Annotated in this window: 34 protein-coding genes; 16 read left to right on the forward strand and 18 right to left on the reverse strand. The window is 23.8% G+C overall.

Features of this window, described 5'->3' with window-relative positions; genetic code table 4:
• Nucleotides 1-11: 11 nt before the first annotated feature.
• Nucleotides 12-311: a hypothetical protein gene (locus ACOBWH_RS05260; RefSeq protein ID WP_424525844.1), complete on the forward strand. Its 300-nt coding sequence runs from the start codon at nucleotides 12-14 to the stop codon at nucleotides 309-311.
• Nucleotides 304-2499, forward strand: coding sequence for a spiroplasma phage ORF1-like family protein (locus tag ACOBWH_RS05265; protein WP_424525846.1), 2196 nt, complete (start codon nucleotides 304-306; stop codon nucleotides 2497-2499). Before ACOBWH_RS05260 ends, ACOBWH_RS05265 begins: the two co-directional genes overlap by 8 nt.
• 20 nt (nucleotides 2500-2519) lie before the next feature.
• Here ACOBWH_RS05265 and ACOBWH_RS05270 read toward each other — a convergent pair whose 3' ends face one another.
• Nucleotides 2520-2939 (reverse strand): lipoprotein, encoded by a 420-nt coding sequence (locus ACOBWH_RS05270; protein WP_424525848.1) that lies wholly within the window; start codon nucleotides 2937-2939, stop codon nucleotides 2520-2522.
• Between the two features lie 125 nt (nucleotides 2940-3064).
• Between ACOBWH_RS05270 and ACOBWH_RS05275 the strand changes: the two genes are divergently transcribed.
• Complete coding sequence (locus tag ACOBWH_RS05275) at nucleotides 3065-3730, forward strand: UPF0236 family transposase-like protein (RefSeq protein WP_424525850.1); 666 nt, start codon at nucleotides 3065-3067, stop codon at nucleotides 3728-3730.
• Between the two features lie 159 nt (nucleotides 3731-3889).
• On the opposite strand, the gene ACOBWH_RS05280 is transcribed toward ACOBWH_RS05275, so the two are convergent.
• A complete protein-coding gene (locus ACOBWH_RS05280) occupies nucleotides 3890-4873 on the reverse strand; it encodes an IS30 family transposase (RefSeq protein ID WP_424525641.1) in 984 nt (327 codons plus the stop codon).
• A gap of 328 nt (nucleotides 4874-5201) precedes the next feature.
• Between ACOBWH_RS05280 and ACOBWH_RS05285 the strand changes: the two genes are divergently transcribed.
• The 5 genes from ACOBWH_RS05285 to ACOBWH_RS05305 are packed head-to-tail and all read left to right on the forward strand — an operon-like array spanning nucleotide 5202 to nucleotide 11946.
• A complete protein-coding gene (locus ACOBWH_RS05285) occupies nucleotides 5202-5618 on the forward strand; it encodes a hypothetical protein (protein ID WP_424525643.1) in 417 nt (138 codons plus the stop codon).
• The gene (locus ACOBWH_RS05290; protein WP_424525852.1) at nucleotides 5611-7071 is read left to right on the forward strand and encodes a PBSX family phage terminase large subunit; all 1461 of its coding nucleotides are present in this window, start codon (nucleotides 5611-5613) and stop codon (nucleotides 7069-7071) included. Before ACOBWH_RS05285 ends, ACOBWH_RS05290 begins: the two co-directional genes overlap by 8 nt.
• Nucleotides 7071-7349, forward strand: coding sequence for a hypothetical protein (locus ACOBWH_RS05295; RefSeq protein ID WP_424525854.1), 279 nt, complete (start codon nucleotides 7071-7073; stop codon nucleotides 7347-7349). Before ACOBWH_RS05290 ends, ACOBWH_RS05295 begins: the two co-directional genes overlap by 1 nt.
• Nucleotides 7342-8733 (forward strand): hypothetical protein, encoded by a 1392-nt coding sequence (locus ACOBWH_RS05300; RefSeq protein ID WP_424525647.1) that lies wholly within the window; start codon nucleotides 7342-7344, stop codon nucleotides 8731-8733. The genes ACOBWH_RS05295 and ACOBWH_RS05300 overlap by 8 nt, the downstream gene beginning before the upstream one ends.
• Nucleotides 8734-8736: 3 nt before the next feature.
• Nucleotides 8737-11946 (forward strand): hypothetical protein, encoded by a 3210-nt coding sequence (locus ACOBWH_RS05305; RefSeq protein WP_424525856.1) that lies wholly within the window; start codon nucleotides 8737-8739, stop codon nucleotides 11944-11946.
• A gap of 29 nt (nucleotides 11947-11975) precedes the next feature.
• Here the strand turns inward: ACOBWH_RS05305 and ACOBWH_RS05310 are convergent, their stop codons facing one another.
• Entirely contained in the window at nucleotides 11976-12491 is a 516-nt protein-coding gene (locus tag ACOBWH_RS05310) for a lipoprotein (protein ID WP_424525858.1), read from the reverse strand.
• Nucleotides 12492-12744: 253 nt separating this feature from the next.
• Between ACOBWH_RS05310 and ACOBWH_RS05315 the strand changes: the two genes are divergently transcribed.
• The 6 genes from ACOBWH_RS05315 (at nucleotide 12745) to ACOBWH_RS05340 (ending at nucleotide 17847) form a co-directional block, all read left to right on the forward strand.
• On the forward strand, nucleotides 12745-13206 hold the full coding sequence (locus ACOBWH_RS05315) for a hypothetical protein (protein WP_424525728.1): 462 nt from the start codon (nucleotides 12745-12747) through the stop codon (nucleotides 13204-13206).
• 17 nt (nucleotides 13207-13223) lie between these two features.
• Entirely contained in the window at nucleotides 13224-14588 is a 1365-nt protein-coding gene (locus ACOBWH_RS05320) for a hypothetical protein (protein ID WP_424525860.1), read from the forward strand.
• A gap of 6 nt (nucleotides 14589-14594) precedes the next feature.
• Nucleotides 14595-15533 (forward strand): hypothetical protein, encoded by a 939-nt coding sequence (locus ACOBWH_RS05325; protein WP_424525862.1) that lies wholly within the window; start codon nucleotides 14595-14597, stop codon nucleotides 15531-15533.
• Nucleotides 15523-16806, forward strand: coding sequence for a hypothetical protein (locus ACOBWH_RS05330; protein WP_424525864.1), 1284 nt, complete (start codon nucleotides 15523-15525; stop codon nucleotides 16804-16806). Before ACOBWH_RS05325 ends, ACOBWH_RS05330 begins: the two co-directional genes overlap by 11 nt.
• 15 nt (nucleotides 16807-16821) lie before the next feature.
• Entirely contained in the window at nucleotides 16822-17439 is a 618-nt protein-coding gene (locus tag ACOBWH_RS05335) for a hypothetical protein (RefSeq protein ID WP_424525661.1), read from the forward strand.
• A 75-nt stretch (nucleotides 17440-17514) separates the two neighbouring features.
• Nucleotides 17515-17847 carry a hypothetical protein gene (locus ACOBWH_RS05340; RefSeq protein WP_424525663.1) on the forward strand — a complete coding sequence of 111 codons (333 nt, stop codon included), beginning with the start codon at nucleotides 17515-17517 and terminating at the stop codon, nucleotides 17845-17847.
• A 36-nt stretch (nucleotides 17848-17883) separates the two neighbouring features.
• Here the strand turns inward: ACOBWH_RS05340 and ACOBWH_RS05345 are convergent, their stop codons facing one another.
• The 14 genes from ACOBWH_RS05345 to ACOBWH_RS05410 are packed head-to-tail and all read right to left on the reverse strand — an operon-like array spanning nucleotide 17884 to nucleotide 22477.
• The gene (locus tag ACOBWH_RS05345) at nucleotides 17884-18039 is read right to left on the reverse strand and encodes a hypothetical protein (protein WP_424525665.1); all 156 of its coding nucleotides are present in this window, start codon (nucleotides 18037-18039) and stop codon (nucleotides 17884-17886) included.
• Nucleotides 18040-18043: 4 nt separating this feature from the next.
• A complete protein-coding gene (locus tag ACOBWH_RS05350; RefSeq protein WP_424525667.1) occupies nucleotides 18044-18232 on the reverse strand; it encodes a hypothetical protein in 189 nt (62 codons plus the stop codon).
• The gene (locus ACOBWH_RS05355; protein WP_424525669.1) at nucleotides 18225-18722 is read right to left on the reverse strand and encodes a Panacea domain-containing protein; all 498 of its coding nucleotides are present in this window, start codon (nucleotides 18720-18722) and stop codon (nucleotides 18225-18227) included. Before ACOBWH_RS05355 ends, ACOBWH_RS05350 begins: the two co-directional genes overlap by 8 nt.
• Complete coding sequence (locus ACOBWH_RS05360; RefSeq protein WP_424525671.1) at nucleotides 18715-18906, reverse strand: hypothetical protein; 192 nt, start codon at nucleotides 18904-18906, stop codon at nucleotides 18715-18717. Before ACOBWH_RS05360 ends, ACOBWH_RS05355 begins: the two co-directional genes overlap by 8 nt.
• 2 nt (nucleotides 18907-18908) lie before the next feature.
• On the reverse strand, nucleotides 18909-19385 hold the full coding sequence (locus ACOBWH_RS05365) for a hypothetical protein (RefSeq protein WP_424525732.1): 477 nt from the start codon (nucleotides 19383-19385) through the stop codon (nucleotides 18909-18911).
• Nucleotides 19370-20227, reverse strand: a complete 858-nt coding sequence (locus ACOBWH_RS05370) for a recombinase RecT (protein ID WP_424525734.1) — start codon at nucleotides 20225-20227, stop codon at nucleotides 19370-19372. The genes ACOBWH_RS05365 and ACOBWH_RS05370 overlap by 16 nt, the downstream gene beginning before the upstream one ends.
• Before the next feature lies 1 nt (nucleotide 20228).
• Nucleotides 20229-21017 carry a hypothetical protein gene (locus ACOBWH_RS05375; RefSeq protein WP_424525866.1) on the reverse strand — a complete coding sequence of 263 codons (789 nt, stop codon included), beginning with the start codon at nucleotides 21015-21017 and terminating at the stop codon, nucleotides 20229-20231.
• On the reverse strand, nucleotides 21017-21172 hold the full coding sequence (locus ACOBWH_RS05380) for a hypothetical protein (protein WP_424525579.1): 156 nt from the start codon (nucleotides 21170-21172) through the stop codon (nucleotides 21017-21019). Before ACOBWH_RS05380 ends, ACOBWH_RS05375 begins: the two co-directional genes overlap by 1 nt.
• A 28-nt stretch (nucleotides 21173-21200) precedes the next feature.
• Entirely contained in the window at nucleotides 21201-21392 is a 192-nt protein-coding gene (locus ACOBWH_RS05385; RefSeq protein ID WP_424525868.1) for a hypothetical protein, read from the reverse strand.
• Nucleotide 21393: 1 nt separating this feature from the next.
• The gene (locus ACOBWH_RS05390; protein ID WP_424525738.1) at nucleotides 21394-21675 is read right to left on the reverse strand and encodes a hypothetical protein; all 282 of its coding nucleotides are present in this window, start codon (nucleotides 21673-21675) and stop codon (nucleotides 21394-21396) included.
• A 1-nt stretch (nucleotide 21676) separates the two neighbouring features.
• The gene (locus ACOBWH_RS05395; protein WP_424525683.1) at nucleotides 21677-21919 is read right to left on the reverse strand and encodes a hypothetical protein; all 243 of its coding nucleotides are present in this window, start codon (nucleotides 21917-21919) and stop codon (nucleotides 21677-21679) included.
• 1 nt (nucleotide 21920) lies between these two features.
• Nucleotides 21921-22103 (reverse strand): hypothetical protein, encoded by a 183-nt coding sequence (locus ACOBWH_RS05400; RefSeq protein ID WP_424525740.1) that lies wholly within the window; start codon nucleotides 22101-22103, stop codon nucleotides 21921-21923.
• Complete coding sequence (locus tag ACOBWH_RS05405) at nucleotides 22082-22306, reverse strand: hypothetical protein (protein ID WP_424525686.1); 225 nt, start codon at nucleotides 22304-22306, stop codon at nucleotides 22082-22084. Before ACOBWH_RS05405 ends, ACOBWH_RS05400 begins: the two co-directional genes overlap by 22 nt.
• A gap of 12 nt (nucleotides 22307-22318) precedes the next feature.
• Nucleotides 22319-22477, reverse strand: a complete 159-nt coding sequence (locus ACOBWH_RS05410; protein WP_424525688.1) for a hypothetical protein — start codon at nucleotides 22475-22477, stop codon at nucleotides 22319-22321.
• Nucleotides 22478-23161: 684 nt separating this feature from the next.
• On the opposite strand from ACOBWH_RS05410, the gene ACOBWH_RS05415 reads away from it, so the two are divergent.
• Together ACOBWH_RS05415 and ACOBWH_RS05420 are read left to right on the forward strand one after the other, a co-directional pair.
• Nucleotides 23162-23635, forward strand: a complete 474-nt coding sequence (locus ACOBWH_RS05415) for a UPF0236 family transposase-like protein (RefSeq protein WP_424525870.1) — start codon at nucleotides 23162-23164, stop codon at nucleotides 23633-23635.
• 149 nt (nucleotides 23636-23784) lie between these two features.
• Nucleotides 23785-23892 carry an IS3 family transposase gene (locus ACOBWH_RS05420; RefSeq protein ID WP_424527419.1) on the forward strand — a complete coding sequence of 36 codons (108 nt, stop codon included), beginning with the start codon at nucleotides 23785-23787 and terminating at the stop codon, nucleotides 23890-23892.
• Nucleotides 23893-23984: 92 nt separating this feature from the next.
• Here the strand turns inward: ACOBWH_RS05420 and ACOBWH_RS05425 are convergent, their stop codons facing one another.
• Nucleotides 23985-25304: a DEAD/DEAH box helicase gene (locus ACOBWH_RS05425; RefSeq protein ID WP_424525872.1), complete on the reverse strand. Its 1320-nt coding sequence runs from the start codon at nucleotides 25302-25304 to the stop codon at nucleotides 23985-23987.
• Nucleotides 25305-25447: the final 143 nt, after the last annotated feature.

A 25447-nucleotide genomic window follows, 5' to 3' on the forward strand; every position in this document is an offset into this window, starting at 1 on the left:
GAGTTAAGTTTATGGATAATAAAAATGAAAAGAAACATAAAAATGGTTTATTTATTTCTTGGGTTGATTTAATTTTGTATCTTATTATAAGTTTTTCATTAACACTTGTATGTATATTAGATACAGTTTCAACTATTGATGAATTAAAAGAGAAATATGCTGGTATAAATGGTTATATAATTTATGGTTTATGATTTGATATATTATGATATATTTTAGTAATTCATTATTTTTATGGTTATCTATTTAATCAAATTATCAAATTAATAAAAGAAAATAAAAAAGAAAAGGTGGTAAAGAATAATGCGTAAGTCATTATCTTTATTTGCCATATTTATTTTAGGTATTTTAGGGTTAATTATTCCTTTTATTACTTTAACAGCATTCAAACCATTAAATCAGCAAAATTATACTGTTAATCAACAAACAACGGGAATGAATGAAACTGATTTTATTAATACAATGTTTTTACGCAGTAGTTTTTTTGAAAATTGGTCAGAAACAAATTATTTTATTAATCCGACTTTAAAAACATCACAAACATTAACTTACAATGATAAATGATATTTAGACTTTTTAAAAGATAGTTATTCAACGGGAATTTCATTTGATAAGCCTAGTGATGAGTTTATGGATTTGTATAAAAATTGAGATATTTATGCTAAACAGTATAATATTAATAAATTTTATGATATTGACAAAAAGCAATTTTTAAAAGAATTAACTAATTTCTCTTATTCCTTTGCAAAGTATTTTAATACTGTGGAAGTTATTAATAAATTAGAAAAAGGTGTTGATAATTTACAACAAGTTAATTTGGTTAATCAAAATTGAAAGTTAATTGATAGTTCTTTAAATAATATACGAAAAGAATTTGAAAAGCATAATGATAAATGATATTTTATTATTTGAAAAAGAGGAAATAGTTCAAATTGAATATGACAATCAATGTTTTTTAAATATGATGAGTCTGCTCCTAGAATGACGGGTGCTTGACTTTCTTTTATAAAATCAATTTATCGTTGAGATAATACAAATAAACCTAAAAAACTAGAATTTAATGAAAGTACTGGTGAAGTTATTTTTTGAACTGATAATGAATATCAAAATACTCGTTCTTTTTTATTAAAATATATTGATGTTATTGTACAAGAAAATATTAGAGTTCAGCAAGGTGGAAATCCAAACTATGATGATCCAAATTTAGGTAGTCAAAGAATAATATTTGATTTTGAAATTATTAGTAATATGGAAAAATTAGATTGAAAACCTGATATTATTTTAACTAGAAAATTAATTTACCGAATGATTTTAACCATTGATGAGCATAAAAATATTGTTGCTGGTAGTTTAGAATTAACACATCTTAAACAATATTGGAATGGTAATAATACAAATAGTTATCGGTATACTGATGATTTAGGTTTTTTATTTTCTTTTATGAAAGAAAAAGATAATATCTTTAATTTTAGTGCTGAAACTTATAACTATAATCAAAGTAGTTCGCCCAATACTAACAAATATGTTTTTGAGCAGATGAAAGGACAAATTGATATTAATAAGTTTTTAAAATCCTTTTTTGCTCATGCATTGGTACCTGTGTTTCAAAATCGTAGTAATTTTATTGAAAGTGGTTATATTGATAATTTACGATATGATACTGTTTTAATTAATTTTTTTGGTTTAAAGTTAGTTAATTTTAGAGATGTTTTAATTGATGAAAATAATACTAATAAAAGTCAATTTGAAAAAATATTAAATAGTATGTTTACTGTTTCGCAAAACTTTTATAAAGATTATTTACGAACCATTTTTGATTTAGAAAATAATACTTATGTTCAAGGATATAATAAAAAATATGGTTTATTAGCGAATAATGGTTTTAAAATTTATCCTCGTTATTTTTATTTTTCTGATAAATATAATCAGTTAGATATTAAATTGTATTCAGCATTTAAAAATCGGTTTTATAACACAAATTATGGTAATGTATTTAATTATGATTTTTCAGTTGCAAATAATTATAATATTAATCAAAATGAGGGTTATGTTTTTGAAGGTGTTTTAAAAGATAAATATGGTTTAAAATATAAAAAGATTGAAGAACAAAAAATTGGTTATAATGTTTTTGAATTACAAGCACAAAAAGAAAATGATATGTATCGTTATTATGATTTTAATTTTGGAATTTATAATTGACAAGAAATAAATAATGGTGGATTATTCCCTGATGGGCAATGATGACAAGCACAATATGAAAGTTGTAGTTGATATAATTTAGCGTGTAATATCAGAAATGCGGCAATTTGAATTGTCAATAATATTCCTGGGGTAAAACAAGTTAATGAATTAGCAAGTGGTGTTGGTCAAATATTTCAAACAATATATAGTTTTTTTAGTCAGACATTTGAGGTGTGAAAATTTAGTCCAGCATTGTATAATACAATAACAAATATATTCTTATTAATTATTTTTATGAAATTTGTACGATTAATTTAAAAAGGACTTGCAAAGTCCTTTTATTCTTTTCAATCTAATATTTCACCTGTATTTGTATTAATTTCGGGTATTTGAGGTTCATTTAAACCATCTCAACGATAAATTGATTTTATAGAAGAAAGTCAAGCACCCGTCATTCTAGGAGCAGACTCATTATATTTAAAAAACATTGATTGTCATATTCAATTTGAACTATTTCCTCTTTTTCAAATAATAAAATATCATTTATCATTATGCTTTTCAAATTCTTTTCGTATATTATTTAAAGAATTATTAATTAACTTTCAACTACTATTTTCTGGTGGTTGTTGTGGATTATATGGTGGTTCTGGTTTATTACCCCCGTTTTCATTGTTATTTGGTTTTTCACAACTAATTAATGATGTTGTAATTGCTGTTGTTAATCCGATTACTCCTAAAATACTTAATAACTTTTTCATATATTTATCCCTTTCTGTGAAATGTTATAATTAACATAATTATACTATACATTTTTTAAGTATGTGTAAATTTATGAAATATATTAATTAATAATTTTAATTTAATAAAGAAAGGAAATAATAAAATGTTTAATTTTAATAAATTTAGTGAAAATATTTATGAAAATGCTTTAAATCAGTTAAAAGAAAAGATAGAAAGAACTGATGATATAATTTTGAAAAAACGAGATAAAACAAAATATTTTGTAAAAGAAATAAAAACTAGAAAAATTAAAATAGAATTTGGAATATTAATTTATAAGAGAAGAATTTACAAATATTTTTATAAGGGTAAGTGAAAATATGTTTCTCTTGTTGATAAACAATTTGGAGTTAAAAAATGGCAAAGAATAATTAATGATTTAAAACTAAAAATAACTGCTGAAATAGTAAAAAATAAAAGATATAGTGATATATTAGATATGTTTAATTGCAAATTACATTGTTCATCTATTTCGCGTATTTTACGAAAAGCATTAATAAAAAGAAAAGATAAAAGAATAAATTTGAAAAATTGTGAAAATTTATATATTAATTTAGATGATGCACATGTAACTTTAAAAAATAAAAATAATAAATCTTATTTGCAAACTGTTAGAATAATTTCATTTAATACTGGAAAAGAAAATAATAAATCTTTAAATAAAAAATATTGTTATTTTTTTCTTAATAAGAAAACTCGGGGTGCAGAATTTAATGCGTTTTTTATTAAAAAACAAATTCAAAAATTTTTTAAAAATTGTATTATGTAAATTTAAGCTCCAAATTTATCTCTTGTTATTTTGATAATAACACTCTTTTAAAGAAATGCAACTATTTTTTAAAAAAAATAAATTATTTGTTAAATTATTTGTAAATTTATCTTAATTTTAACACACTGAAAAATAGTTTATTAAATTATTCAAATAAACTTATTTAAAATTCTCTGAAAATACCTCTTTTGCCGTTCTTCAATTTAAAACAGGCCTTAATTTTTCATTTATAATATCAACTACTAAATTTATTTCTTGTTGCGTAACAAGATTAAAATCTGTTCCTTTACCATATCGTTTTCTAAATTCACGGTTCATTCTTTCAATTAAGGGTTTTTGTTTAGGTGAACCTGGGTCACAATAATAAATATTAGAACTAGTAATCTTTTCCATTTCTTCAAACTTACTAAATTCTCTTCCTCTATCTGTTATTATTCCTTTAATTTTTCCAACTAAACCATTAATTCTAACTAATTCTTCAAGTTTTTTTAAAACTTCATTAGCAGTATGTTCTTCTAATTTCATAGCAAAATAATTTTTACTATTTTGTTCAACTAATACTAAACAACTAGATTGATGGTCTTTACCAACTACTGTATCCATTTCAAATCAACCAGTATTAGTTTTTTTATTTTCAATATCTCATATTGATTTAAATCTTTCATCTAATTTTCCACGATTATCAGGTCTTTTCTTTGTTCTATTTCTTCTACCACCATTTAATAAATTTTTCTTTAACAAACCCAAAAGACCTAAAAAAATTCATTTATAAAATGTTTTAAGGCAAGCGGGAAATTTGATACCAAATTTTATTAAAAATCGCTGAATAATTTCTGCTGGTGAATCACCCAAAATATTAAATCTTAAATTTAAAAATTCTTGTTGTTCTTCTGTAAATGTAGGTAGTTTTTTAATAGATTTTTTTCGTTTTTTATAGTAATCATCATGTGCCTCACGGGCATTATAATCTTCTATATTTGTAAATCTATTAATTTCTCTTTTAACAGTATTAATATCTCTTCCTATTTGTCTTGATATTTCAGATAAATTAAGTGTGCCATTTTTCTTTTTGCAACTATCAGATAAAAATAAATCCTTAAAAAATTTTCGTTCATCATATTTTACATGTGTATAATCTTTCATTACTCTATATTTCCTCCAATTCTTTTATAAAAATAGTTATACATTAAATTTATAAAAAAGATAAATTTTCACATTTTTTTAAATTAAAATTATTGACAAATATATTATTAATTATATAATTATATTGTAACAAGTTCCAATTTATCTCTATATGCTTGTATACTAAAATAAAAAGTAAAGTAATTTACTTTTTTTTAATTTTGATGTAAAATATAGATAATAAAAAAGAACAAAATATTATATTAAGTTCTTTTATATATTGATACAGTTTTATAGGTTTTATTACTCTTTTATTTAATCATATTCGTTAAATAATAGCAATTTTAATATGCAAAAAGGAGTAAAAATGAAAGAATTTAATCCAAATAAAGCAAGTTTACGAACATTCTATCGTAAAATAGATGAATTTTGGCAAAATAAATCACCTAATAAACCATATACTTTGAATGATTTAACCAATGAATTCAACCTTTCTCGTCATTGAAGGCAAGAAATTTATCGGAGCGAAAAGATAGTTCCTTTACTTGAAAAACAAGTTGATAGAATTGAAAGTGAAATAATTAATTTTATGATGAAATCACCTGATGGTGCTAAATTATATTGACAACGAGCATTTAATTATAAATATTCACTACAAGAAAAAGAACTTGAAAAAGAATTAAACTTAAATAATCAACAGCCAATAATTGTTAATTTACAAACTGATATTAGAGATATTAAAAAAGAAAGTGATAATAATGCTTAATCATTTTACTTATTTGTTAGAAACACCTTATTGGTTATTACAAAATAGTAGTATTGGTAATAAATATCCCTTTGCTAAGAAATATGAGTTAGTTAATGAAATTAATCAAATTGGAACACGATATAGTGGTAAGACTATTTCAAATATTAAAATGTTTGGTGAATTATTAAAAATTAGTTTATTAATTCAAGAGCCAATTTGTATTATTGCTAGTATGTATTGAAGTAAAGATTTAAAAGATAGTGTATTTCAAAACATATGAAATATGTTAGATGAAAATCATATTCCTTATACTATTAATTTATCAAATTTTACTTTTACTTTATCAAATGGTAGCAAAATATATTGTAAAGGGTTACATTCACCAAGTCGGAAAGAAAAATTAAAAGCCTTTGCTGATTTGAATAAATATAAATTAGTTATTGATTGAAGAGAAGAATGTGATCAATTTCAACAAAAAGATTTAAGTGATTTAGAATTTGCTATTCGTGGTTATAAAAATAAAATAACAATTAATACATGTAATCCTGAAAGTTTAAAAAGATATATTGTTGGTTATTGTAATCAATTATTACCTTTTAATGAAGAAATAATGCGTAGTAAATATGAACAAATTAAATATATTAAAAAATGAAATATGAAGATTATTATTCATTATTCTAGTTGAAGACTTAATTATGAATTACCACAAGATAAAGTTAATGAACAATTAAGATTAGAACAATTAGATATTGAAAGAGCAAGAGTATGGAGTTGAGGTTTACCAGGTAATACTAGTGGGTCAATCTTTGCTAGATATATTGATATAATGCAAGCAACAGATATTATTCAACCAACGAAATTATTAGGTGGCGTTGATATTGCGAATGCTACTAGTCCCAAAGGACATACAACAGCAGCGAGTTTTTGAATATATAATTCATTTGATAAAAAAGCATATAAAGTAGCAGAATATACACACTCAAATGCTACACAACAATTTAAAACTGAATTAGAACAAGTTAAAGATATTTTAGAGTTTTATAACAATCAATTAAATCAATATTTTAATTTAATACAACAAGGTATATCAATTAATGTTGATGATAGTGCTTATTCAACATTGCAAAGTTTAAACCGAGAAAAATATAATTATTCTTTTGGTCAATATATGCATTTTAAACCAGCACAAAAGCAGAAGTTTAAAGTAAGACATCGTGTTGAAGCATTCACAATGCTAATAAATACTAATCAATTAAAATGATTATGAGAAAAATGTCCTATAAGTAAAAAGCAGTATGAATTAATTCAATGAGAAGATAAACCAGATGCCCGAGAAGAACGACCGTTAGACTTATATGATGATACCTTTGATAGTGATTTTTATGCCTTACACTTTGAATTAATTCCAATGGTTAAACATAATAATTCAGCAGATTATAAATTATGACAACAAAGGGAGTGAATAACTTAATGAAAAAAGATATTTATGTAATACATGATGAGCGTGTAATAAATGCAAAAAGACCATATATGTCTGTTTGTGGACAAGTTAAAAAAAGGGTTTGTCAAGAATTAAAAAAAGATAATATCGCAATATGTAAATTAAATTTATATAACGAATATATTAAAAGATACCAAAAAGTTAAAGTATGTGTGCAAGTGTTAGCAAATGAACCTAGTTTATTAACAGTAAATATTATTAATTATGCACTTATTTTAAAATTAAAGGAGCAAAATAACAATGAATAATACTTTCCCTAGTTTACCAAACTTAAATGATATTAATAGTGTTTTAAAATTTTATAATTATGATTGAACTATTAATTTAGCCAATATTATTGCTCGCCATCAAATGCGATTAGTAAATGGTAAAGATATTTTATTTAAGTCTCATCGTAAAGATATTTTAGAAAAATTAAATTGATGATATGAAACTTATAAAATAAAAGAAAAATTAGATAAAAATGAATTAACAGCAAGTTTAATGGGTAAAACTATCTTTGGTTTATTAGAAACATCAGATGGTAATATTGATTTATGAATTAATCCTTTTAACTTTACATCACGTGTAAGTAAAATAAACGAAATTGAACAAGGTGCTGATATTTGATTAAATTATCATCAATCAGATAGTGGTTTTATTTTAAATTTAATTTGTACCAAAGATAAAATAGTTATTAAAGGTTGACCTAAAAATAATGAAATAGTTGTTGGGCAAAGTAAAACACAAATTAAAGATGATGTTAGACCTGTTTTAGTACAAGAATTTAAAAATAAATTAGGTATTGTACCTTTTTGAGAAATGATAAATGAACCTAATCCATTATTTTTATCAACATCAACCACTTTAAATCCATGACCTACTATGGCAAATTGTTATAAATTACAATTTGATTTAGAAGATAGTTTTGATATTAAATCAAAAGAACGATGAGCAAATCGTACTCATTGATATGGAATATTAGATGATGATTTAATGACTGCTTACAATAAAGGTAATAAAAAAGTATTACAAAATGCTTTTGATGATATTTTTATTCAATCAGGTCAATCAGCAGTAGATGGTCAATTATCTCAATCTTTACAAGTAGTACAAGGTACACCAACCTTAGAAACATATACAGAAGACCAAAAATCTATTATTGAGCAAGTATATTTAGCATGTCATTATTCTAGTCCATTTGGTGATAAATCAGATAATGACCAAAATAAAACACAATCATTATTAACTAAAACAAAAGATTTAGAAAAACAAGCATATTTACAAGCATATCGTAAACAATATTATACTAAAATATTTGATACTGTTTTAAAATATTATGGTTTATGAGATGGAAATGGTGAACGACCTTATGGATTTGATTTTGTTAGTGCTAGTTTAGTAGACCAAATGCGACAAAATGAATTAATTACTGCTAGATTAGAAAATGGCACAATGGAACCAATAAGAGCCATAACTGAATATGATAATATTGATGAATTAGAAGCAACAAAATATTTTGAAAAAGTAGAAGCATGACAAGATAAAATGCAAGCAAAAGAAATAGAACATAATAATAAATTAATGGAATACGATGAAACTGGTAATAATCAAAATGCTATCCAAGGTAGAACAGAAATTAAGGAGAACTAACAAATGAGTAGAATTAACCCAGGTGTTATGGAAGAATTAAGAAGACAAGCCCATGATACTTTAATAGATATCAGAGAAAACATAAGAGATAATAGACATTGAATGGTATTTCCTTTTAATGTTTATAGTTCATATATACCTGATACTGAAACAGGTTGAAAACCTAATAACGCTAAACCAAGTGATTATGGTAGTTATACACGAATATTTGATAATATGGAAAGTACTATTGCTCAATGACAAGGTAGTTTAAAAATAATCCAAAAATATAAAGGTGAAGAAATTAATATCTTAACTATTGATGATTTTAAAAATCAACCTATTAACTCAACTATATGAGCCAATAATGAAACACCTTTTGCGATAAAATTAAAAGATGAAAATAATAATGTTTATTGAAAATTAATTGATGGTGAAAATATTTATGATATTAATAGAATGTTAGAATACTTAAATCAATATAAATTAAGTTATTTTATTAATAATGATAATAAAGCCGATAACTTTTATACAAAAGAGGTTAAAGTTGGTAAATATTGAGATGCTTATATGATTGATGATAGAAGTTCAATTCAATTTGGAGAAGCTAAATTTGAACAAGTATTTACTCAACAATCAACAGAACGGCAATATACTTTATTAATTTTAGATGAAGATGCTGAGAAATTAAATATTAATGATTATTATAATTTTTATACTGTATTTAATGACCGTGGCTTAAATATTGGAGGTGGTGATATTAATTCTGCACCCCAAGATAGACAATGATTATATCCGTCAAATGTTATTAATTATTATTCACCTTATGACGGTAGTTTTTTATGACAAGAAATTACATTTTCAAGTATTAATGACAAAATTAGTCATAGTGGTTTATCAGTAAGACAATTTATTCAAACAAGTGCACCAGGTGAAGGTTATTGTTTTCCTAAAATAACTTATGATGAAAAACTAAATAAAAGTATTGTTGAATTAGATGAAATTTTATTAAAAGACCCTGGTGTTAGAGCAATGGCAGTTAAATTTTATGGTAATCCAATCTTTTTTGATATGCCAGTTATTGGCCGACCAATTATTAAAGGTCAATTTAATAAAAAAGTAATGAATTCTCGTGATTTATTAATGTATAACATGTTTCCTGCTCCTCCAGATAAAATTAATACTTATGCTTCACCTGATGTAAGTTGATATAATATTCAAGGTATTCAACCAACAATTATTACTGGATATAAAGATTGAAAAGAATATATTCAATCAATGTCTGATTTTTGAAATGAAAAAAATAATGAGGGTATGGTAATAACAGATAAAGCAAGTTCAACAGCAACTAATCCAACTGTTGGTACAACTATTAAGGAAGAAAATGAAAACTCTAAACCTTATTGGTCTAAAAATTGGAAAATAACACCACCAAATAAAGTAAAAGTAAATAGTGGCAATGTTGATAATATAATTAGTACCCAAGCATCATCATATTTTAGAAGAAAAGACGAATTTGGTAATACAGTTGGTCAAGTTCAAATTGAATATAATAAAATGGGTTCTTGTAATGTTTGAGATATTTTAAATATGAATAATTTTATTAATCGTCAAATTACTACATTGCCTTTAAACTATACACAAAAATTAGTATTTAATCCTTTTACGATACCTGCTATTGGAAAATTTCTAAACTTTGTTTCGTTTGGTATTCCTTGGGATTGAATTGGTAATTTAACAATTACCCAAGATGATAAATGACCTAATTTCCCATGACTTAATGGCTTTATGAGTGCTAATGTTTATAGTTTTTATAATGATGCCTTTTGAGGTGATAAGGCTGCGGGTAAAGGTTATTTACCATTTGAAATTTTTAGAGAACAAGGTAATGATAAAGTTGGTGCTATGATTGGTGCTAATGCTACTAGTTTAGGTTTTACTACTTTATTAACTGATAAATGCAAAGGTACTGTTTTAACTAAGGATGGTAAGACAACCGAAGAATTAATTTATTCAACTTATAATTTAAAACAATTAAATCCTAAAACTAATCGAGTTTATTTAATTAATGAACAAACTAAAGCAGTTGATGCTCAAACACCAGTTAGTGATAGTGAAATAGATAATGATTTGGAATTCTTGCAAATACCAGATGGGACAAATTGTAGTTATATTATTGATATGTTTTCAATTCAAGCATTATATAAAGGTAATTTTGAAATTATCTTTTATGCTGATAATCCATATACAAATAATGAAGAAGATTATTTACGCTTATCAGTATGAAGTTTTAGAGGTAAAACAAAAAGTGTCTTAAATAATTATTTACGCGATATGACAACTAATTATAAAACTAGTTTCTTATTACCCCATGATTATGAAATACCAACATTTAATTACCCTGAATATGTTCTCCCACCAGTGCCATATAACTATAAACCTTATACACAAGATATCTGAGATGCTAAAATAGGAAAAGCATTAAAAACTAAAATTACAGCACCAGCACAATGTAAGAAAGCAATAAATTCTCAAAGTTATGTTAATTTATTTTCTGATAAATTTAATGAAGGTTATTATGAAACTGAAATTGATTTAAGACAAATTGACCCAACAATTCAAAGTATTGATAAATTTATTAGTTCTTATAAAACAATAGAAATAAGTAATCTTAATAATTTACAAGTTAGATGTTTTAAACCTGATATAGAGCGATTTATTAAAGATAGAAATATTAATTTTCTAGGTGGGGCTAATAGTTGCAATTTTAGTGGTGGTTTATTATCTAATATAACTTTACAAAAAGCAGGATTAGAACAAAAAGATAATATTAATTTTGAGAATACAATAACTTTATATACAGACAATATAAAAGTAAATGATATTCAAACATTTGCTACTGCTTCTACTAGTGGTTTGCCTAGTGGAGATTATTCAAATAAATATTTATCTGAACAAAATCATTGAAATATTAATTTTTTATTGCAAATAACAAAATTATCTAATAATGACAATTCAAAAATTACAGAAACATATTTACAAGCATATTATACAAATGATATGAAATTAAAAATTAGATTTTCAAAAGTATTATTTGTCCACTTATTATTAGGAACTGGATTTAATTATTGAGGTAATGATAAAGATATAACAATAGACTTAAATGCTTTGGGTGTATTAAATATAGTAAATAATAGTGATGTCCCAGTTAAAATAACTATTAAACCAAGATAAAATAAAAAGAGATTTAATTATCTCTTTTTCTATTCTCCATTAACTTTTATATTTCCATTATTATCAATAATTAAATCTGGTTCCTTAGTATCTAAATTTCAACGATAAACTGATTTAAAATAATTAGAATTTGTTTTTTTTCATTCTCTAAAAACACTAGGACTTTTACTATAATAAAATAATGATGCATCTTTATTTGGATATTTAAAGAATTTTAATTCATAATTATCATCTTTATAAATACTATATTCTTTTCCTACTTCAATATTATAATTTCTTAAAGTTTTAATTATTTCTCATTTATCATTTTTTTTTCATACTACATAATATCATTTATTATCAACCTCATTAAATGGTTTTTCTTGTGGTGCTATTCATTCTAAGTTATCTCTAACAGTTTGGTCTTTTGTATTTATTTTGTTTTCTTCTTTTAATTTTGCTAATTCTTCTGGTGTATATTCATGTGTTTTATTACAAGCAACTAAACTTGTTGTACTTGTTCCTACTAATGAAATTGCACCAATTATACTTAATAATCTTTTCATGTATATATCTCCCTCTTTTATTTACTAATTAAATTATATATAAATATAAGTGTTTGTAAATACCTTTATTACGCGTTTTAAAGCCTAAATTAGCAATAAAATATATTAAGTTTAGTAATTTTTGTATATAAAAAGTGTTGTAATTGTGAACTATTGGTATATAATTAAAAGCATAGGTTTAATCTTTTTCCATAAAAAAGAGTTTATGCTGACTTGTTAATCGGACAAGAATAAAAAAAGAGAGGTTTATAAAATGGCACTTACAAAAGAACAATTAATCGAACAAGGTTTAAGTGAAGAAATTGCAGAAAATATCTTAAATCAGTTTAATAATGAAGCAAAGCAAATTAGAGAAAGTGTGCAAAAACGCGAAGATGTTATATCAAAAGAAGACTTTATTAAATTATCTAATGAATTAGATGAATTAAAAGCATTTAAAGATGTTCCATCTACTAAAATTGAAGATATTAAAACTAATTTAGATAAAGTTAGTGGTAATTCTTTAATTGAAAAAATGCAAACTTTAAAAGAATTAAAACCTGATTTGTTTGTTGAAGAGCAACCATCAGTTTCACCAACTAATTTTATTAAAGATATGATTGAAAAATCTACTGAAAATAAGAATGATGAAATTGAAACTATTAAAGAAAAAGGAGCATATACTCCTGATGAAATTAAAAAAATAACTGATTATACACTTAAAAACCTTAGATAATAAGGGAGTGAAATATTATGGCAACAATTAATTTGCCACAAGTACCTTTTACATTGGAAGGTAATACAACAGATCAAAAAGCATATGTTGATATGGTTAATGCTTTATTGCGTGGACCTTTATATAATGAATATGCAAGTATTATGCAATATGCAACTGCAACAGCAGAACAAGTTGCTTGATTACCAAATGCTGGTCAAGCATTATATAATTTAACTCATCGTGTGGTATGACAAAATGATTATTCATTACCAAATGGTGGAACAACTCAAACAATGGGATTAACAAGAATTCCAGTTCCTATTGATAAAAGATTTAATTTAAAATTAATGAATGAGGCTTTTGATTTAGCATTAATAGAACAAAATATTAAAAATGGTGTTATTGCTAATGCTATTTCTAGTGTTGTACAGAATAAATTTGTTAATTTAGAATGTGAATTAATTCAAGCTATTTATGATTATTGCTTAGCAGATGGTCAATATGAAGTAATTCCATTTCGTAGTTATACAGCAGAAAATGCAGATGATGCAAATAAAGCATTCTTTACATTAAATGAAACTTTGATTGAATTAACAAATCAAATTAGTAATTTATATTTTGGATTGCCAACAGATAAAATGTTTATGGTTTTAGGTCGTAGAGCCTATTTAGGATTAACACCTGCTTATTTAAAAGTAATTGGTTCACAAGCCCAATTAAAAGCAATGGTTAATGGTGAATTATACGAGAATACAGCAATGGGTATTCCTGTATCTAAAAGTTTTCATTTAGAAAAAACATATACACAAGGACAAGTTAACCGTGATAAAGGTTATAATTTTACTAATGTAAATGGTTTAATTATTAATAAACAAGTATGAGCATATCCAATTAATATGGATACTATTCAACAAGTTTTGGATAATGATACTGCTAACCCTAAATGAATTGGTAAAGTACAATATGCTACACCAACTATTTTATATCCAAAAACATGTAAGATTATTTTAGAAAAAGCACCAACTAAGGAAGAAGTTAAACAAGCATATGATAATTTAAATAAAACTTATCGTGTACCTATTGATTATGTAATTCCAGAACCAAATAAAATTGATATTAGTAAAATTAATAAATTAGATACACCTACTATTCATGTTGCAGATCCAACAAAAGCAACACCAGAACAGTTAAAACCACAATTTAAAGATGTTGTTTTAAAAGCAGTTAAAACCGTAGATATTTCTTTAACTGAAAGTGATTTTGATTACTTTATTGAAAGTAAAGGTGAAGATTGACCAATTAATATTACAAATGATAAAACTGTTGCCGTTCAAATTGAAGGTAAAAATAACGCCACTGGTCAAACAAACCCTATTGATGTTGTAATTAAAAATTCTTAATAAACAATGAATTTACTAATATTACGCGTTTTAACTTTATTAGTATCTAATTTAGAAAATAAACCTTTAATAAGTAAATTTGTAAATTTAATTAATAGAGTTAATCAAGTTAAAAATAAAGTATTAAAGCCAATTAATTATATTACTGATAAATATAATAAAATTACAAATAAAATTGAAGATATTTATCAGTGATTAAATCCATTTACTTATTTAGATTTAATTAAAAAAGGTCATAAAAAAGAAATACAACAAATATTAAGTCAATTAGAAAAAGATAATAATATTCAAAATAGAGAACAATTTAAAAATGAAAATTATCTAAATACTAATTGACAACCTTTAAATAGTAGTTGACTTGATAGCGGTATGTTTAATATTACAAATAAGTTAACTTTAACAGGTAATTTAACTATTTTAATATATACAAAAACAGCAAAAAATCCGAAATTTTATGGTCCATATGTTTATCCTAGTGTTCCAGTTGAAATTTGAAAATTATTAAGTAATGCTGTATCTAACGCTGGAACATTATTTTGAAGATATTGATTAAGAAAATGATTACCTAGTCATTTAAGAGATTATATTAAAAAACGATTACCACAAGCATTAAAAGAAAAATACCCCAAAGGAACTACTAAATTAACATTACCAACAGTTCAAAAATTACAACAAATTAAAAACTTTATTAATAATTTAAAAATTGGACATTTTAATTTTAATTTTGCTGGTGAAATTAATAATAAAAAATGGTATCGTGAACGCCGAAGTGATGTTAAAAACATTAAGAATTTATATAAAACACCAGTTAATAATAAATTTTATCAGGTTAATAAATCTATTAAAACAATTAAGAAAACAAGAACAAGAGTTAATAGTTATAAGCCAAGTAATTTAAAAAATAAATATCGTAATCAATTAAGGGGTGTTTTATATGGAAAATAATTTAAGTAATTTGTTATTTATAACAGTTGAAGATGTGAAAGAAAGTAAACTTTGACAACCTATTAATGATAGAAAACAATCTGCTTATAATGATAATTTAATTTATAATGCTATTTTAAAAACTAGTTTATGAATGGATAGATTATCAGGTGGAACAATTTCCGATAAAATAAATAAAAAAGATTTATTTCCCTGAGTAAAAAAAGATAATACTGGTTTAATTGAATATGATAAATGATTAAGTTATATTCAATCTGCTTGTTTATTAGCAGTTATTAATTGATATTTACCAAAAGGAGTTAATGATTTAACTGGTGGTGCTTCATTTTCACAAGGTGGCGTTGCTTATTCACAAACTAATGACCCTGAGGCAAATGAAAATATTACTCGTGATGTTAAAAATGCTTTAAAATTAGCAGGTGAAATTATTGATATTATATCTAGTAAAACAGTATCTAGACCTTATAATTATAGTTTAGATAATTATGCTCATTCATGAGAGGAAGAATATAAACATATTAGTAAAAAAACTTTTTATTCAACATTATTATTTTGATTAAAAGAACGATTACAAACTAATAATTCAATTAATATAACTTATCCAACTATTAATGATTTTAGTAAGATTGATTATAACGAATATATTAAATTAATAGTTCCATTTGATAATGATACAATTTATAATGAAAATGGAGTTTGAAAAGCAAAAAAAGGTGGCGATGTTCCATCAGATGTTATTAAAAATAGTGATTTAGATAAAAATTATATTGATAAGCAAAATGGTAAATATATTGTAAAAACATCACAAGATATTAATACTAAACAAGATAAAATCCAAAATGGCGTTGGTATTAGTATTAGTAATGATAATCATATTAATTTTAATTTAGGTCGTACTTTAACAATGGGAGAAAATAATACAATTGAAGTAAAAGATTATACTCCAACGCAACATCATTATTGAGAAATTGTAGATACTAGTGATTTTATATCAGAAAGCACAAGTTATATTTTTAATAAATATGATAGCAATTATGAATATAAAATATCAGTATATGGATTAGGAAACGATAACATATCAGGAATGTTAAGTTTTTATCCAATTAATGATAATATTAATTATTATAATAATTGTATTGCTATTTGAAATCAAGATAATTTATATACTATTTCATTTAAAGTATCTGATAAAAAAATAAGAGTTTATAAAAAAAATATAATATATGAAAAAATAAAAAATATTGTAATTATGCGTAAGAAAAAAATAAGTTAGAAAGGAGTTTAATTAATGAAACAAGATAAAACAACTTGATTAAAGGGTGCATTACCGTGAAATTGATTTAAAAAAGACCCTATTCCGACTTATAATTGAACTCATAAAGATATTAGAGAATGAGAAAGAAAATATAAAATTCGTAGTTGAGTAGTTAGTTTTTATACATTAATATTTTTAGTATTAAATTGTTGATTAGAATATGGAATGATTAATGCAATTAAAGATAATATTAATTGGTATAATTATGGTCAATATTGAGGTAATGGCATTGCTATTTTATTAACACCTTTATTTACACACGGAATTCAGGGTATATTTGTTGCTAGTAGTAAACCCAAAGTAGATATGAAAATTGATATACCACGATTAAAAATATCCAAAATGGGATTAGTATTTACAATATTACCTTTAATTACTTTAATAATTTCTTTAATTATTATTTGAATTGATAAATCAAAATGAAAAAAAGACCATTTAAGACATTGTTTAGATTGTCGAATTAATCCGCGTGTTATTCAACCACGAATAGCAAAAGCATGAAATAAATTAGATGGTATAACAGAAGATATATTTAAAAATATACAGAATGAAAACATTAAAAAACAAAAACAAGAATTAAATATAAATTAAGATAAACTATATAGGGGCGGTTGATATTTTGGGTGGTTATATAGTTTAATTTATAAATTATTTTGTTCTGAAAGGATGGATGGCCACTGTTTGAGTAAGGATAAGAAAGGAATTAAAAAAATGAATGAAACATTAATGATTACTTTACTTGTGTTAGCAGGTGCTGGTGGAATGGGTAGTCTTGGTATTCTTGGATTATCTGCTAAAAAAATTAAAAAATATAAAGCAGAAATTAGAGAATTAAGAACTGCTGTTATTGCACACGAAAAACATTTACGAGGACCTGAATATGCAACAGAATTAGCATTAAAAACAGGTCAAATTAAAAATGTTAAAAAACAAGTTAAAGTAAACGACAAAAAACAAGCACAAAAAGATGCTATTAGACAACTAACAAATAGTATTTAAAAAAATAACCAATTAAGGTTATTTTTTATTTGTTTTCTAAAAGTTATCTTCTATCATACGCATTATTATTCTGATTCCAAATTGATTTGGATTTCTCTTTATTTGTTCTTCACAAAATTCAAAAGCATAATTTTTCTTTCTAATTCTTCTGTTTTCATCTTTACAATTTTGACACTTACAATTTCCACACATTTATTTAACCTCCTTTTTTATTTTCTAATATAACTAAATTCTTTTCCCCATATGTTTTTTTATAATATTCTCAGTATTCAGTTGAATTAATATTTATATCTTCAATATCTGATCCAGTAATATAATTACCTAATGGTGTTTTACAAGGCCTATTACCTTGTAAGGTTTTATAACATAATATATAGTTATTCATTATCATTGTTGCCTTTTGTAAATTCTTGAATATCTTTAAATAATAATTTATTTTTTGATATATCGTGTGGCCCTAAATTTTTTCTTGCTTTTATTCATGGTAATGAATAACGAGTTTTTTCTACTAATTCTATTGATGACATATTTATGTATTTTTTTATATTTTCATTAATAAAATTTTTCACTTTTTCATCTGTTAAGTATTGTATTTTTTCTATTTCTAAATATTTATCAGTATAACTTTCTATTTCAATAAAATTATATCCATTATATCTTATATGGTTAAAAATTTTTCTTATAACTGGACCATAAATCCATGCTTCAAATTCATCATCAAATAATTTTTCATCATATTGTTTTAAATAATCTAAATATAAAAAATATAAAATTTTTTGTAATTTAACAGGTTCTTTAATATTATATTTTTCAACTAAATACTTTGTGATAGAAAAAATAATATCGTTGTTAATTTTATATTTTACTTTATTCATTATCATTTCCTCCTTTATTATTTATAATATAATAATTAATAAAATGCTGTATTTTTTGATTATTAGTATATAATTCAGGTAATTCATTTCATACTTTTTCTTGGTTTTCATTTAAGTAAACATTAACATTACGAATTAATTTAGAATAATATTTTCCTGTTTTTTGATTATATGATTGTTTCATAATTAACCCTCATAATTAGCAATAATAATTGCATCGCGGAGATGATTACTTATTTTTTCATTATTATAGAATCAACCTTTACCATATTCATAAGTTAAATTAACATCTTTTTCAAATTCTCATAAACAATTATCATTATATTTACTTAAATTTTCCATATTTTTAACAACTGATTTAGTATGCTTTGGTGATACTCAATTAATACTATTTCAAAATTGTTTTTCAACAACACCTAATAATCTTAATAAATCATCACGGTCTTTTGAACCATTAGAATTTGTATATAAGCAATTTTCAATATTTATAATTTCATTTTGATATAGATATTCTCAAATAATTTCAATAATATAAGTAGCATGACATTTTCAATCTTTATTATCAAACAATTCTTTTCTAATAAGTTTATTATCTTCAAAAATAGCAATAGCGGTAGTACCAGTTCCTGATGGGTCAATACCAATTTTTATCAAGTTGCTCATTCTTCATCATTGTTATTAACTGCTGGTACTACATTTGATATATCTTCTTCTTTAACTACATTATCGTTTGTGTTCGCTATTTCTGTATAAGATGGGGTATTTATATTATTTGATAATGGTTCATCGCTCATTTGCCCCTTATTTTTGGCGACAGTAATATCATTAAATGGAATATATTCAAAATTACCATCTTCTTTAATTTCTTTTTCATCTAAATCAATATCTGAAATATCAATACCCATTTCTAATGCTAATTTACGATATAATTTAGCTTCAACCATTTCTTTTGGTCATTTATTTCAAGGTGAATATTCACTATTTCCACTTGGACTACTATTTTTTAAACGATCAATATCTGCTTTTCTTAATAAAATACCTTGATAATTTCCATTCATATCTTTTGCAAAAGCATAAGCACCAATAATTTCATTATAATCACTAGTATTTGCATTAAAATTAATATCATGTATTTTAGGACATGAATTTAAAGTATCTCATTCAAATTTTTCACCTTTAAATATAATTGCTTTTCGTGGACTATATCCTGCTTCTTCAATTTTTTTACAATAAACTTTACTATCAATAATAGTTGTTAATTTATTTTTAAATGGAATAATATTAAAATCTTTACTAAAAATTAATCCTTTATTACTTAATTTAATAATTCCTAATGCTGTGATTTTAGCATTATCAGCATTATTAATTAATTGCATATAAGATTGTCCATTTTTCATTTTTAATTCTTCAAGTGCTAAAATATTTTCTTTTAAATATTTATCATTAACTTTAATTTCATATTTAATAATTGCACCTTTAATATATTGCTGTAATTCATTTGCCATATTATTTATCTCCTTTATTTATTTTAAAATTAATACCTTTAATGCCAATTAAATTAATATCTTTATTACTATCTCATTGGTTTTTAATTTCATTTTTAACAATTTTTTCATCAATAATTAAATAATTTTTAATTAAATTAATAAGTTCTAATTTATCTGCATTTTGTAAAAAATCATCATTAATACCAATTAATTCAATATCTTTTACTAATAATTTATCTTTAATAATATTAATACCAACTTTTTTTAATTGTTTTGGATCAAGTGATTTATCAATTTCTTCAATTTTTTCCATTACACGAACTTGTTCATCTTGAATTTGGTCTATATCTAAACCCATATCAACAGTTAAATTATTTGCTTTTTCAATTAATTCTTGCTTTTTTAATTCTTGTTCTTTTAAAAACTCTTGTTGTTTTTGTTTGCGAGCTTGTGTCAAATTATTATTAATTTCAACTCTGTATCTTTCAATATAATTTCTATAATTAGTAATTATTTTACCAATTCTATTATGTTCATCTAATAATTTTTGAATAGGTTCTAATCATTCTTTAAAAACAAAATTATTTTTAGTAATAGCACTTGGAATATCTTTTAAATGAACATCTTGATAACCATTTAATGCATAATGATTAATATGTCTAAAAATATACTCAGTTAATTCTTGTTTATTTTCTTCTTCAATTTTTTGAATATTATACGCTAAAAGACTTGCATTTTTAAAATCATCTCCTTTTAAAGGAAATTGAAATGTAATATTATTTACTATATTTTTAACTACATCATTCATTATTTATCATCTCCAATCAATTTTTTTAAATCATTAATTACAACTTTTAACATTTTTCGATGAGTTGGACAAAAAATATAATTTTCATTATAACTTAGATATAATCCATCTTTTGAATGTTTCTTAATTCAATCTTTACTAGCATATTTACTCATTTTTTAATCATCCTTTCTAAAATAAGTATTAATCTTCATTTACAATATAATTATTTTTGGGTTTATCAAAATATAAATGAGTAAGATTATCAATTTCTTCAGGTGTTAATTTTTTCTTTTCAACTTCAATTTCATAACGATCCATAATTGCTAAACCATAATCTTTATAACAATCTGGATAATTATCAAACATTTCTTTTAACAAATCTTTTAAGTTCATATTATTCATCTCCTTTACAAATTTCACTTAGTCTTTTTCTTCTTTCACAATCTTTACAAATTTCATTTTCTTCTCAATATTTACGATTATTATCATAATCTTTAATTAACTGTTTAAATTCATCAATATTATATTTATCAAGATGTAATTCTTTAAAATTTAATGACCAATCTCCTTCAACAAAATAATGACCAACTTTAACATCATATTTAAAATCATCTTCATCTTCGTTAGCTTTATATTTATTTAAAAATTCATTAATACTAATATTATTTTTTTCCATATTATTCATCTCCTTTACCAAATAATTCATTGTATTTTTTAGGGTCCATAATTTTTAATTTTTCTATATTAGAATATAATTCTGAAGTATTTTCCTTTACTATAAGTTCTAATTTTTTAATCAATTCTTCACTATTTTTAAGAATATTTGCTTTTATAAATTCTCTTAATATATCTAATAAAGTATCTACTTGATATTCTTCTAATGTCATTTCATAATCTCTAATTTTAATTTTTTCTTTCATATTATTCAACTCCTTCTCATTGAATGCTTTCTAAATCAATAATTGTTGTTAATCATTCTTGTTTATTTTGAAACTCAGCAGTAATCTTTGCTTCTTCTAATGTATAAAAAAATGATGTTTGAAAAATATCTTCCTCATTAAAATGATCAAATCATCTCATTACTAATAAATATCTTTTATTCATAATTTATTCCTCCTAACAATTTTCAATCTTAATAAATTATTTAACTCGCTTGTATTTTTAAAATTAAAATATAATTCTGATAATGTTAATATGTCAATAGAATTATCTTTTCAATAACACTTATATTTTTTATCTTTACATTTATTTCAATTAACACTAATAAAAGTTAATCAAGCGTTTTTATAATTAATTTCTCAATTCATATATTTTTCCTCTTAATTCTTTCTGCCTAATGCTCAATGTTCATCAGTCATTTCTTCAAATGAAACTGGATAACTTTTAAGCATTAATTGATTTAATTTATTTTCTTGATTACATTTTGAGCAATAACCTCAATATCTTTGTTTAAGACAAATTTTATTTAACTTTTTCATATAAACCTCCTATAATCTTGGTAAATGTTGGTAAATCAACTACAATGTTCTACAATTTGTAGTTGTTTGTATAGTTGGTACGCCAGACATATATGTCTTCCTTCTTCCGTGCCCATTTGTGCTTTCGCTCTGGGATTTGACGCTCAGTTTTTGAAATTAAATTTACTTGCACCCATATGAAGGACCGAATGCTAAACGCAAATTTAATTGTTTAAGTCACTATCTCTTTTTTTATTGTCGTTTGATATTAGCCTTGGACTTATCACGACTATCGCTTAGTTATAAAAACCAGCGCCGATTTACATTTTTCCTCATACACTATTTCAGTACTTGCCTCGGCAGGCTGTGGAATAAAAACACTTAGTTATTAAAAATAACCGTCCCACACTGCATTAAGTTGTTTTATAAAATTTAAGTTTTAAAAACCCAGTTTCTCAATCAAAGATAATTTTTGAATTTTCTAAGCGTTTATAAAACCGCTTTTGTTTTTTATCTTTTGTGTGATTTAATAAATCTTTATGTTTTTCACAAGTTCATAAAACTTTATTTGATACAAATTCTTCGGTAATGAATGATATTACTTTATAGCAATCATTAACATCACATATTTTTTTGTTGTTTAATTATCATTACCTCCTTTTAGGAGTTGTTTTATTTCAAATAAAAAAACAACCCTAACAAGAGTTGTTTTTTTGGAGCTTCATCGTACATTATACAAATTATGAAAATATTAAATTAATTATTGGTGGGGATAGCGCTAAGTGAATTAAAAAAACTGCTAAAATTTTAGATGGTATGTTTATATTTGATAGGTTTCATGCAATAAGAGAATTAAAGAATAATATATATTGTGGTAATCGTAGTAAAGAATCCTTTAAAAATTATTTATACGCAAGGGAATTGTTTTTACAAGGAAAATACGACGAATTTATAACTTTTTTAAAATCATTACAGAATGAAAGAATTAAATTAAAGTATTTTATTAATTTAAAAAATGGTATTTTAAATCAAAATAAAGAGTGAAATATTGGCGTATCTGCTGAAAGTGATGTTTCAAGAGTTGTAAAATCTTGTTTAGGATACGGTAATAAAACATTTTCATTCTCAACATTTAAAAAAATTTTAGATTTAAAAATTATGAGATTTAATTTTAGTTAATTTAAAATAATTTAATCTTAGTTTTTTAAACTATTTTTTAGTGTGCTAAAATATGAAATTATTATTTGTATTTTTATTTTTTTGTGTTATTATGTTTTTATAAAAGAAAAAAGTTTCTTGTTTTTAAATAAATTAAATAATACCCGTTTATATGCAACACTCCCTTTGATTATGTTAATTGATATAATAATACTCGTATTCATAGCAAATTAAATTATTTATCACCAATCCAATATAAAAATCTTTACTCTATATAAAATTTGTCCAAAAAACCCTTGCCATTCCATTATTGTTTTTTAGATATATAAAAAGAAAGAAGATAACCTTCTTCTTTCTAATAAAAATTTAATTAAATTTTAATTTGTTTTTTGCAATTTTTTTTTTTTTTTTTGCAATTTTTTCCAAATTGTGGGGCATTACTCTTATTAAAATTACCACGGTCAGTTTTGGATGAACCATAAGAATTACTATATTTACTATTCTTATTTTGTTTAGAATCTAACTTTTTGTAATTTCCACTAAAATTCTTAGATTCTTTTATTTTTTCTTTTAAATTATAATTAGTAATATCAAATAATTCAATTTTTTTCTTTTGATATTGTGCCAAATGTTTAATTTCATTTAAATCATTACGATTCGAAACAATCGTTATTGCAACTCCCGTAGCACCTGCTCGTGCTGTTCTACCAATGCGGTGAATATAACTTTCTCGTTCCGTTGGAATATCATAATTAAAAACATAATCAATCTGATCAATATCAATTCCTCGTGCAGCAACATCAGTTGCAACTAATACCGTTGCTTTTCCTTCACGAAATGATCGCATTGCTTGTAATCGTTCACGTTGCCGTTTATCCCCATTAATAACACAACTAGTAACCCCAATTGTTGCAAGCATTTTAGCAATTTTATCAGTAAAAGCTTTTGTATTAGAAAAAATAATACTTCGTTTTGGTTGTAAATTTTTATATAGAGCAATTAAAACATCTTCTTTACGATAAGAAATTGCATCAACATAATACTGAGTAATATTGTTTTGTTCTGTAGCATTTCTTGTTACAACAATTTCAACAGGATTATTTTGATACTTATTAGCAATTTCCAAGACTTGTTTTGGCATTGTTGCAGAAAATAATAATGTCTGATATTTTTTGGGGGCATTTTCAAACACCTTATCAAGTTCGGTTTTAAAACCCATTTTTAACATTTCATCTGCTTCATCTAAAACAATTGTTTTAATTGTGTTTAACCGCAAGGTATTACGATTGATATGATCAGCAATTCGCCCTGGTGTTCCAACAACAATGTTACTTTTTCGCAATGAGTAAATTTGGCGTTGTAAATGAGAACCACCGCATAATAATGTTGCGTTTACTCCTTCTAAATAAGTCGCAAATTTTCGAACTTGATCAATTACCTGCATTGCCAGTTCTCTTGTTGGGCATAAAATAATAGCTTGTGGTCGTTTTAATTGTGGATCTAACCTTTGTAAAATTGGTAAAATAAAAGCGGCTGTTTTACCAGTTCCAGTATGACTTTTGCCAATAATGTCTTGATTATTTAATGCAACTGGAATAGCTTTTTCTTGAATTTCAGTTAGATTAGTATATCCCATCTTAGTAATCATTCGTTCTAAGGCTGGGGATAAATTTAGTGTATTAAAATTCATTTAGTCTCCTTTAAATAGTTAATATAAAATAGTTTAGTTGTTTTTTAACATTACGACTGTTGAATTCACATATTGGCATTATTTTGGATCACAGAATAAATTAAAGTTCAACAGCGTATTAAGTATATCCTAAAATAACAAAA

This window comes from Spiroplasma endosymbiont of Glossina fuscipes fuscipes (assembly GCF_049669535.1).
GTDB lineage: Bacteria > Bacillota_I > Bacilli_A > Mycoplasmatales > Mycoplasmataceae > Spiroplasma.